At 70.8% G+C, this 10,779-nt stretch carries 9 protein-coding genes and 1 pseudogene; 6 read left to right on the plus strand and 4 right to left on the minus strand.

What is annotated here, in order from left to right; all coding sequences use genetic code 11:
- The first annotated feature begins 48 nt into the window (after positions 1-48).
- The 5 genes and pseudogenes from hutI (at position 49) to AC1RUS_RS17010 (ending at position 6,211) form a co-directional block, all read left to right on the plus strand.
- Positions 49-1,254, plus strand: coding sequence for an imidazolonepropionase (gene hutI, locus AC1RUS_RS16990; protein WP_492917777.1), 1,206 nt, complete (start codon positions 49-51; stop codon positions 1,252-1,254).
- A 3-nt stretch (positions 1,255-1,257) separates the two neighbouring features.
- On the plus strand, positions 1,258-2,778 hold the full coding sequence (hutH, locus tag AC1RUS_RS16995) for a histidine ammonia-lyase (RefSeq protein WP_492917779.1): 1,521 nt from the start codon (positions 1,258-1,260) through the stop codon (positions 2,776-2,778).
- 119 nt (positions 2,779-2,897) lie between these two features.
- A pseudogene (gene hutG, locus AC1RUS_RS17000) lies at positions 2,898-3,710 on the plus strand (N-formylglutamate deformylase); the annotation flags it as partial.
- Positions 3,711-3,841: 131 nt separating this feature from the next.
- Positions 3,842-5,497: a urocanate hydratase gene (gene hutU, locus AC1RUS_RS17005; protein WP_492917780.1), complete on the plus strand. Its 1,656-nt coding sequence runs from the start codon at positions 3,842-3,844 to the stop codon at positions 5,495-5,497.
- A 144-nt stretch (positions 5,498-5,641) separates the two neighbouring features.
- A complete protein-coding gene (locus AC1RUS_RS17010) occupies positions 5,642-6,211 on the plus strand; it encodes a helix-turn-helix domain-containing protein (protein ID WP_492917781.1) in 570 nt (189 codons plus the stop codon).
- On the opposite strand, the gene AC1RUS_RS17015 is transcribed toward AC1RUS_RS17010, so the two are convergent.
- Together AC1RUS_RS17015 and AC1RUS_RS17020 are read right to left on the minus strand one after the other, a co-directional pair.
- Complete coding sequence (locus AC1RUS_RS17015; RefSeq protein ID WP_492917782.1) at positions 6,208-7,755, minus strand: ABC transporter permease/substrate-binding protein; 1,548 nt, start codon at positions 7,753-7,755, stop codon at positions 6,208-6,210. The genes AC1RUS_RS17010 and AC1RUS_RS17015 overlap by 4 nt on opposite strands.
- Positions 7,748-8,524, minus strand: coding sequence for an ATP-binding cassette domain-containing protein (locus tag AC1RUS_RS17020; protein WP_492917784.1), 777 nt, complete (start codon positions 8,522-8,524; stop codon positions 7,748-7,750). Before AC1RUS_RS17020 ends, AC1RUS_RS17015 begins: the two co-directional genes overlap by 8 nt.
- Positions 8,525-8,669: 145 nt before the next feature.
- Between AC1RUS_RS17020 and AC1RUS_RS17025 the strand changes: the two genes are divergently transcribed.
- Positions 8,670-8,849, plus strand: a complete 180-nt coding sequence (locus AC1RUS_RS17025; protein ID WP_492917785.1) for a hypothetical protein — start codon at positions 8,670-8,672, stop codon at positions 8,847-8,849.
- Between the two features lies 1 nt (position 8,850).
- Here the strand turns inward: AC1RUS_RS17025 and AC1RUS_RS17030 are convergent, their stop codons facing one another.
- Together AC1RUS_RS17030 and murD are read right to left on the minus strand one after the other, a co-directional pair.
- A complete protein-coding gene (locus AC1RUS_RS17030; RefSeq protein WP_492917787.1) occupies positions 8,851-9,303 on the minus strand; it encodes a hypothetical protein in 453 nt (150 codons plus the stop codon).
- Between the two features lie 57 nt (positions 9,304-9,360).
- Entirely contained in the window at positions 9,361-10,776 is a 1,416-nt protein-coding gene (gene murD, locus AC1RUS_RS17035; protein WP_492917789.1) for a UDP-N-acetylmuramoyl-L-alanine--D-glutamate ligase, read from the minus strand.
- Positions 10,777-10,779: the final 3 nt, after the last annotated feature.

The following is a 10,779-nucleotide window of genomic DNA, read 5'->3' on the forward strand; positions in this document are numbered from 1 at the left end:
TATTGAAGCGCCTCGCAAGGTCTCGGCGCGTGTCTCGGGAGGGTGCTCATGCGCTGTGATCGGGTGTGGATCAACGCCCGTCTCGCGACGATGGACCCGACTCGCGCGGGCCTGGGCGAGATCGATCGCGGCGTGGTCGCCGCCGTCGACGGGCGCATCGCCTATGCCGGTTCCGTCGAGGCCGCGCCAGCCTTCGCGGCCGCCGAAACCATCGACTGTGAGGGCCGCTGGATCACGCCCGGCCTGATCGATCCGCACACCCATCTGGTGTTCGCCGGCGACCGCGCCCACGAGTTCGAGCTGCGCCTGGCCGGCGCCGCCTACGAAGAGATCGCCCGGGCCGGCGGCGGCATCGTCTCGACGATGAACGACACCCGCAAGGCCTCGGAAGCGCAGCTGGTCGAGGCCGCCCTGCCCCGCCTGGACGCCCTGATCGCCGAAGGCGTCACCACGGTCGAGATCAAGTCGGGCTATGGCCTGTCGCTGGACGACGAGTTGAAGAGCCTGCGCGCCGCCCGCGCCCTGGCCGACCACCGCCCGGTCGACATCCGCGCCACCTTCCTGGGCGCCCACGCCCTGCCGCCGGAGTTCAAGGGCGATGCCGACGGCTATGTCGCCCTGGTCTGCGAGCGGATGATCCCCGCTGTCGCCGAGGCGCGGCTGGCCGAGGCGGTCGACGTGTTCTGCGAGGGCATCGGCTTTTCTCCCGCCCAGACCCGCCGCGTCTTCCAGGCCGCCCACGCCAAGGGCCTGAAGATCAAGGTCCACGCCGAGCAGTTGTCCAACCAGAACGGCGCGGCCCTGGCCGCCGAGTTCTGGGCCCTGTCGGCCGACCATCTGGAGCACCTGGACGCCGCCGGGGTCGAGGCCATGGCCGGCGCGGGCATGACCGCGACCCTGCTGCCGGGAGCCTTCTACTTCACCCGCGAGACCCAGCTGCCGCCGATCGAGGCCCTGCGCGCGGCCGGCGTGCCGATGGCCCTGGCCACCGACTGCAACCCCGGCACCTCGCCCCTGACCTCGCCGCTGCTGGTGATGAACATGGCCGCCACCCTGTTTCGGATGACCGTCGAGGAGTGTCTGGCCGGCGTCACGCGCGAGGCGGCGCGGGCCCTGGGCCTGCTGGCCGATCGCGGCACGCTGGAGGCCGGCAAGGTCTGCGACCTCGCCATCTGGGACATCGAGCGTCCCGCCGAACTTGTCTATCGCATGGGCTTGAACCCGCTCCATGCCCGCATCTGGAAGGGTCTCTAGACCATGGTCACGCTGCATCCGGGCGAGGTGTTCCTCGTCGAATGGAAGAAGGTCTATCGCGGCGACGCCGCCCAGCTGCCCGAGGCGGCCTGGCCCGTCGTGGCCGACAGCGCCGCCGCCGTCGAGCGCATCCTGGCCAAGGGCGAGCCGGTCTACGGCATCAACACCGGCTTTGGAAAACTGGCCAGCGTCCGCATCGGCGACGAGGACCTGGAGACCCTGCAGCGCAATATCGTGCTGTCGCACGCGGCCGGCACGGGCGAGCCTTCGCCGGTCCCCGTGATCCGCCTGATGATGGCCCTGAAACTGGCCAGCCTGGCCCAGGGCGCGTCCGGCGTGCGGGTCGAGACGGTGAAACTGCTGGAGGCGATGCTGGTCCAGGGCCTGACGCCGGTGGTGCCATGCCAGGGCTCGGTCGGCGCCTCCGGCGATCTGGCGCCGCTGGCCCACATGGCCGCGACGATGATCGGGGTCGGCGAGATCTTCGCTGACGGTCAGCGCGTTCCCGCATCCCAGGCCTTGGCCGAGGCGGGTCTGTCGCCGCTGGTCCTGGGTCCCAAGGAGGGCCTGGCCCTGCTGAACGGCACCCAGTTCTCGACCGCCAACGCCCTGGCGGGCCTGTTCGAGGCCGAGCTGCTGTTCCAGTCGGCCCTGGTCACCGGCGCCCTGTCGACCGAGGCCGCCAAGGGCTCGGACACGCCGTTCGATCCGCGCATCCACCTGCTGCGCCGCCATGTCGGCCAGATCGAGACCGCCACCGCGCTGCGCGCCCTGATGGCCGGATCGGACATCCGCGCTTCGCACCTGAAGGAGGACGAGCGGGTGCAGGACCCCTACTGCCTGCGCTGCCAGCCGCAGGTGATGGGCGCGGCCCTGGACATCCTGCGCCAGGCCGCGACCACCCTGGCCAACGAGGCCAACGGCGTGTCGGACAATCCGCTGATCTTCGTCGACACCGACGAGGCCCTGTCGGGCGGCAACTTCCACGCCGAGCCGGTGGCCTTCGCCGCCGACATCATCGCCCTGGCGATCTGCGAGATCGGCTCGATCGCCGAGCGCCGCATCGCCATGCTGGTCGACCCGGCGCTATCGGGCCTGCCCGCCTTCCTGACGCCCAAGCCGGGCCTGAACTCCGGCTTCATGATCCCGCAGGTCACCGCCGCGGCGCTGGTGTCGGAGAACAAGCAGAAGGCCTATCCGGCCAGCGTCGACTCGATCCCGACCTCGGCCAACCAGGAAGACCACGTCTCGATGGCCGCCCACGGCGCGCGGCGCCTGCTGGCCATGGTCGAGGCCGCCACGGCGGTGCTGGGCATCGAACTGCTGGCGGCGGCGCAAGGCTGCGACTTCCACGCGCCCCTGATGTCGAGCACCACCCTGGAAGCGGTGCGCCGGCTGGTCCGGGCGCAGGTGCCGCACCTCTCCGACGACCGCCACTTCCACCCCGACATGGAGGCCGCCAACCGCCTGATCCGCTCGGGCGCGGTGCTCGCGGCGGCCAGCGACCTGCCGGGCGTGGCGTGACGCGCCAACCTTCCTCGTCATCCCCGGAAGCGCGCAGCGCTGTCCGGGACCCAGGGGCCGGCGCACAGCGGGCGCCCCTGGGTCCCGGCTCTCCGCTGCGCTGCGGCCGGGATGACGACATGAACTGGCTCGAAATCCATCGCGGCGACGCCCCGCTGATCGTCAGCCTGCCCCACACCGGAACCGAGATTCCGACCGATATCGAAGCCCGGCTGGTCTCGCCCTGGCTGGCCCGCAAGGACGCCGACTGGTGGATCGACAAGCTCTACGGCTTCGCCGTCGACCTGGGCGCGACCGTGGTGCGGACGGCGATCTCGCGCAGCGTCATCGACGTCAATCGCGACCCGTCGGGCGCCTCGCTCTATCCGGGCCAGGCGACCACCGAGCTTTGCCCGACCACCACCTTCGACGGCGAGCCGCTGTATCGCGACGGCCTGGCCCCCGACGCGGCCGAGATCGCGGCTCGGCGAAACCGGTTCTTCACGCCCTATCACGACGCCCTGACGGGCGAGATCACCCGACTGCGCCAACGCCATGAGCGCGTGGTGCTGTACGAGGCCCATTCGATCCGCTCGGTCGTGCCGCGCCTTTTCGAGGGCCAGCTGCCGCAGTTCAATCTCGGCGACAACGACGGCGCTTCCTGCGATCGGGCCCTGACGGCGGCGGTCGAGGCGGCCTGCGACGCTTCAAGCCTGACCCGCGTGACCAACGGCCGCTTCAAGGGCGGCTGGACCACGCGTCGCTATGGCCGGCCGCTGGACGGCGTCCACGCCCTCCAGATGGAGCTGGCCTGCCGCGGCTACATGGACGACCCCGTCGAAGCGCCAACGCCCGAAACCTGGCCCGCCCCCTACCGTCCTGATCAGGCCGCGCCGATGCGCGCGATGCTGGGCGAGGTGCTGAAAGCCTGCCTCCAGTTCGCTTCTTCTCCTCCCCCGCCTGCGGGGGAGGGGGACCACGAAGTGGTGGAGGGGGCGTCCGCCGCCCCTGCCGCCCCCTCCGTCACGTCGCGTATCCGCGCCGCGCCACCTCCCCCGTTTCACGGGTGAGGAGAAAGGACTCCATGACCCGCCGCGACAACTCCCGCGTCATCCGCGCCGCCACCGGCCCCGAGCTCTCCGCCAAGTCCTGGCTGACCGAGGCGCCGCTGCGGATGCTGATGAACAACCTGCATCCCGACGTCGCCGAGCGGCCCGAGGAGCTGGTGGTCTATGGCGGCATCGGCCGGGCGGCGCGGGATTGGGAGAGCTTCGACAGGATCGTCGAGACCCTGCGGCGGCTGGGGGATGACGAGACCCTGCTGGTCCAGTCCGGCAAGCCGGTCGGCGTGTTCCGCACCCACGCCGACGCGCCCCGGGTGCTGATCGCCAACTCCAACCTGGTGCCGCGCTGGGCGACCTGGGAGCATTTCAACGAACTGGATCGCAAGGGCCTGGCCATGTACGGCCAGATGACCGCCGGCTCGTGGATCTATATCGGCGCCCAGGGCATCGTTCAGGGCACCTATGAGACCTTCGTCGAGATGGGCCGGCAGCATCATGGCGGCGACCTGTCGGGCAAGTGGTTGCTGACGGCGGGCCTGGGCGGCATGGGCGGGGCCCAGCCCCTGGCGGCGGTGATGGCCGGCGCCTCGTGCCTGGCCATCGAGTGCCAGCCGTCGCGGATCGAGATGCGCCTGCGCACGGGCTATCTGGACCGCTCGACCGACAGCCTCGACGAGGCCCTGGCCTGGATCACGCACGCCAAGACCCCGATCTCGGTCGGCCTGTTGGGCAACGCCGCCGAACTGCTGCCGGAGATGTTCGCGCGCGGCGTCCGCCCCGACCTCTTGACCGACCAGACCAGCGCCCACGACCCGATCAACGGCTACCTGCCGGCCGGCTGGACGCTGGACCAGTGGGCCGCCGCCAAGGCGCGTGATCCCGAGAGCGTCAACCGCGCCGCCCGAGCCTCGATGGCGGTGCACGTCCAGGCCATGCTCGACTTCCAGGCCGCCGGCGTGCCGACCGTCGACTATGGCAACAACATCCGCCAGATGGCGCTGGAGGAAGGCGTGGCCCACGCCTTCGACTTCCCCGGCTTCGTGCCGGCCTATATCCGCCCGCTGTTCTGCCGAGGGATCGGCCCGTTCCGCTGGGCGGCGCTGTCGGGGGATCCCGAGGACATCCGCAAGACCGACGCCAAGGTCAAGGAACTGATCCCGGACAATCCGCACCTGCACAACTGGCTCGACATGGCCGCCGAGAGGATCAAGTTCCAGGGTCTGCCCGCGCGCATCTGCTGGGTCGGCCTGGGCGATCGCCACCGTCTGGGCCTGGCCTTCAACGAAATGGTCGCCAGCGGCGAGCTGAAGGCCCCGGTCGTCATCGGTCGCGACCATCTGGACTCGGGCTCGGTCGCCTCGCCCAACCGCGAGACCGAGGCCATGCGCGACGGGTCGGACGCGGTGTCGGACTGGCCGCTGCTGAACGCCCTGCTCAACACCGCCTCGGGCGCCACCTGGGTGTCGCTGCATCATGGCGGCGGGGTGGGCATGGGCTTCTCGCAGCACGCGGGGATGGTGATCGTCGCCGACGGGACCGAGGCGGCGGCCAAGCGGTTGGCGCGCGTGCTGTGGAACGACCCGGCCAGCGGGGTCATGCGCCACGCCGACGCCGGCTACGACATCGCCGTCGACTGCGCCCGGGACAAGGGCCTGGACCTGCCGGGAATCCTCTAGGCGCAACGCACCCATCCTCAGGGATAGGTCGGCTAAACCTAAGCGGCGCCGCCACGTCCTCTTGGATGATGGGTTCGCCGCCGGGCGGTCCGTATCGTCAATCATCGAACAACGGTCTTGGACCGAACCGGTGGAGACGACGACATGACCTATCAGCCCGTCAGCCTTGCCTTTGCCTCGCCCGCCTATCGCGGCGCCACGCCGGTTCCGCCCGCCATGCTGGCCGACCTGCTCGACCAGGCTCAGCGCACGCTGGACCATGATCTGGACGCCGCCCGCGACGCCATCGCCCAGCTCTCGGCCCTGCTGGGCGGGATGGAGAGCGGCGAGCCGGCGCCCGCCGCCGATCGCCGTCGGCCCGCCCCGCGCGGCGCCGGTCTGGCCCCCTGGCGCGTCAAGCGGCTGGAGAGCTTCATCGAGGACAACCTCGACCAGACCATCACCATCGAGAGCCTGGCCCAGCTGGCCCGCCTCAGCTGCGGCCATCTGAGCCGCGCCTTCAAGGACACCTTCGGCGCCTCGCCCCACGCCCATGTGATGGGCCGCCGGGTCGAACGGGCCAAGGGGCTGATGCTGCGCACCAGCGATCCGCTGAGCCACATCGCCATCGCCTGCGGCTTCGCCGACCAGGCCCACTTCTCGCGCCTGTTCCGCCAGGTGGTCGGCGCCACGCCCAACAGCTGGCGTCGCGCCCACTGGGTCGAGGCGGCCTAGCGCTCCAGCATCCGGGCCGCCTGCGCGGGGCTCAGCTTGTCGGCGTCCCGGTCGATCGCATAGTTGGCCGCCTGCATCCGCTTGACGTCGATCGAGCCGGCCAGCGACGCCAGGGCTCCGGTCAGGCGCTTGTCGCCGGCCCGCCTGGGCGAGACCAGGATCACCGCGTCATAGGGCGGCAGCGCGCCCTTGGGATCGCCGAGCAGCACCAGGTCGTCGGCCGCGATCCGCCCGTCGCTGGAGAAGGCCGAGATCACGTCGGCCTCGCCCGAGCCCAGGGCGCGGTACATGAAGGTGGGCTGGAACTGGCGCTTGGCCTTGAAGCGCAGGCCATAGGCGCTCTCGACGCTCTTCCATTCGGGACGGGAGAAGAACTCCAGGTCGCCGCCCATGGTCAGGCCCGAGCCCTTGGCGGCCAGGTCGGCCAGGGTCTTGATCCCCAGGCGCTCGGCCGTGTCGCGGCGCATGGCCAGGGCGTAGGCGTTCTCGAAGCCCAGCGGCGCCAGCAGCACGACGCCGTCGCGCTGCTTGAGGCCCGTGCGCAGCTGGTCCAGCACCGCCTGGCGACCGGGATTGTCCTTGCGGCTCAGGACATTGGCCCAGAGGGTGCCGGAGTAGTCGACATAGGCGTCGATCTCGCCGGCCGCGAGGGCGCGATAGGCCACCGCCGAGCCCAGGTTGATCTTGCGCTCGACCCGCGCGCCCTTGGCTTCGAGCTTGCCGGCCATCAGCTCGGCCAGGACATACTGCTCGGAGAAGTTCTTGGCCCCGATGACGTAGCTGGGCTGGCCGCGGCTCACGGCATTACCAGCCAGGGGCGCGAGCGCCGCGACCAGGCCGATGGCCAAGCCCGCCAGACCGGCGATCCACGGCCCGCGCTTGCGCTGGCCGACGCCGGTCTCGATCAGGCCCAGCAGTTGGTCGACGACCAGGGCCAGCACGGCCGAGGCCGCGCAGCCGACCAGCACCGCCACCCAGTCCTCGGTCTGCAGGCCGGAAAAGATGTAGTCGCCCAGCGAGGTCTGGCCGACGGGCGTGGAGAGCGTCGCCGCGCCGATGGTCCAGACGGCCGCCGTCCGCACCCCGGCCATGATCACCGGCGCGGCCAGCGGCAGCTCGATGCGCCACAGCCGTTGGCCGTCGGTCATGCCCACGCCGCGCGCCGCCTCGACCACGGCGGGGTCGACCCCGGTCAGGCCGGCGGCCGTGTTCCGCAGGATCGGCAGCATCGAATAGAGGGTCAGGGCCAGCAGAGACGGCAGGAAGCCCAGGGCCGAAAAGCCATGGCCGAAGAGCTTCAGGCTCAGGCCCGAAAGCAGCAAGAGCAGCGGATAGAACAGCGCCAGCAGGGCCAGGCTCGGGATGGTCTGCACCAGCCCCGCCAGCGACAGCGACACCCAGCGCAGGCGCGGCCTCCGCGCCGCCAGGACGCCCAGCGGCAAGGCGATCAGCAAGCCCAGCGCCAGGGCTGAAGCCGAGAGAGCGACGTGCCAGCCCAGTCGCTCGGGCAGCAGGGCCAGGGCCTGGTTCAGGCGATCATCCATGAGCCAGCGCCGCCAGTTTCTCGGCCTGTCGGCGCGGGGCGGCGATCAGGTCGGCGACTCGGGCGTCGGCATGACCGGCCATCAGGGCGGCGGGGGCACCGTCGGCGATGATAGTGCCGCCGGCCATCACCACGACGCGGTCGGCCAGCAGCAGGGCCTCGCCGACATCGTGGGTGACCATCACCGTGGTCAGGCCCAGGGTCTCGTGCAGGCGACGCACGTCCTCGGCCAGGGCCACGCGGGTCACCGGGTCGAGGGCGCCGAAGGGCTCGTCCATCAGCAGGATCGAGGGCTCGGCCGCCAGGGCCCGGGCCACGCCGACCCGCTGGCGCTGGCCGCCGGACAGGGCCGCCGGCAGACGCGCGGCGACGTCGCGCGGCAAGTCGACGAGGTCCAGCAGGGTCTCGACCCGCGCGGCGATCTTCTGCGCGGGCCAATCCAGCAGGCTGGGCGTGACGCCGATGTTCTGGGCCACGGTCAGGTGCGGGAACAGGCCCACTTCCTGGAAGACATAGCCAATGCGTCGCCGCAGGGCCGGGCCCGGCTGGCCGGCGACGTCGGCGCCATCGATCAGCACCCGCCCCGTGGTCGAGACGATCAGGGCGTTGATGGTCTTCAGCAAGGTGGTCTTACCCGCGCCCGATCCGCCCACCAGGGCCACGAACTGGCCCTTGGCGATCGACAGGCTGGCGGCCTCCAGGACCGTCGCGCCCGCATAGGTCTTGCCGACCCCGTCGAGCAGAATGGCGGGCGGTGGGAGGCTGGTCATGCGGTCTCCGGCGAGCGTCCGCCACCCTCGCCCAGATCGGCGGCGACGGAAAGCTCGGGTGCGACAAGGCGGCGCGCGGCGAATGTCGCAGTGGTCCGGAACCGACTCAATCTCGATCCTGTTCACAGTTAACGGAGACTGCCTGATGACTACGCTCGAACGGTCCGCCCCATTTGACGCTCGCGGCAAGCGCGCCCCGCGCCAATGGCCCCTGGGTCTGGCGGTGTTCGCGATGACCGTGGCCAACGCCGCGCTGTGGGGCGGCATCTACGCCATCTGCCACGGCTTGGTGGTGCTGGATCAGCGGTTCTTCGCCGGGCTCTAGCCTAGCGCCGGCATCGATCCGTGCTGAACACGAACACAAGACCGGCGAGCCCTCCGCCCAGCAGGTAAAGCGCGGTCGGCAAAAGGTCGAAGCGACTTCCCGTCAGGGCGGCCGCGAAGCCTCGCGAAAAGGCCAGGGGCACGAAGGCGACCGTCAAGGCGATGGCGGCCGCGCCCCAGCCCGCTCCGGCCCCATAGCGCGCGATCGACCGCGCTGAGATCAGGCGCTCCAGACCCAGGAAGCCGACCAGCAACAGGCCGCCGATGGCGAGCTTGACCACGGGCCCGACGTCGTCGGCCACCTTCCAGGCGGTGGCGGGCAACCTGTCGAGCCCCGTCCCCATCACGGCGGCGGCCGGCGAGACGCCCAGATAGGCGAACGCCAGGCTGGGCAGGAAGATCGCCACGACCCAGGCGGCGATCCAGGCTGGAAAGAAACACTTGAACGTCGTCATCCGGCCTCTCCCGCACACGGCCAATGTCAGCCGGGATCAGCGCGGGACGCAAGCGGCCTAGGCGCGGGCCGCCTTGGCGCCGATCTTCCCCAGCCCCTCGACCGCCGCCCGGAAGGCCTCGCCCCGAGCTTCGAAGTCCGCGAACTGGTCGAACGAGGCGCAGGCCGGCGACAGCAGGACGATGGCGTCCTCGCCGCTGTCCATCGCGTCGGAGAAGGCGGCCGCCGTCGCCATCTCGATATTGCCGCACTGGCGCACCGGGGCCTTGCCCTCCAGCGTCTCGCCGAAGGCCTCGGCCGCCTCGCCGATCAGATAGGCCTTGGCCACGCGCGGGAAGAGGTCGGCCAGGTCGGTGATGCCGCCGGCCTTGGGCACGCCGCCGGCGATCCAGTAGAACTTGGGATAGCTGCTCATCGCCTGGCGCGCGGCGTCGGCGTTGGTGGCCTTGCTGTCGTTGACGAAGCGCACGCGGCCGATCTTGCCGACGGTCTCCATCCGGTGGGCCAGGCCCGGGAAGGTCATCAGGCCCTCGACCGCATCGTGATGCGGGATGCCGATGGCGATGGCGGCGGCATAGGCGGCGCAGGCGTTCTGCCAGTTGTGGCGGCCCGGCAGGCTGCGGGCCCGCAGCAGGTCAGCCATCTCGGTCACCCGGTCGCCGGTGGCGTCGTAGAGCACGCCCTGCAGCGCATAGACGCCCCGGCCCATGGCCTTGCCGGCGCTGATCGGCCAGATGGTGCGGCGGTTGGCGGCCGTGATCTCGGTGCAGATCTGCTGGCACCACGGATCGTCGACGCCGATGATGGCGGTGTCGCCCTTGCCCTGGTTGAGGAAGATCCGGCGCTTGGCGGCGATATAGCCTTCCATGCTCCCGTGACGGTCCAGATGGTCGGGCGAAATGTTCAGCAGCACCGTGGCGTCGGCCTTCAGGCTGCTGGTCAGGTCCAGCTGGTAGGACGACAGCTCCAGCACGTAAACCGCGCCGCCGTGCATGTCGTCCAGGCCCAGCACGCCGCTGCCGATATTGCCGCCGACGCGGGTGTCGCGACCGGCGGAGGCGCACAGGTGGCCAATCAGGGCCGTGGTCGTCGACTTGCCGTTGGTGCCGGTGATGGCGATGATCTTGGGGCGCTTATGCGGCGGCGCCTCGTTGACCGTGCGCGCGAAGAGCTCGATGTCGCCCAGGATCTCGACCCCGGCGTCCTTGGCCATCTTCACCGTCCAGTGCGGCTGGGGATGGGTCAGAGGCACGCCGGGCGACAGCATCAGGGCGGCGAACTGGCTCCAGTCGGCCGAGCGCAGATCGACCACCTTGAGGCCCTCGGCCTCGGCCGCGTCGCGACCGCCGGGCTTCTCGTCCCAGACCGCGACCTGAGCCCCGCCGGCGACGAGAGCGCGCGCGGCCGTCAGGCCGGTCCGGCCCAGGCCGAACACGGCGACCGTCTTACCCTCGAATCCGCGGACGGGGATCATGTT

It is taken from the genome of Caulobacter sp. GW821-FHT10F06 (assembly GCF_058809215.1).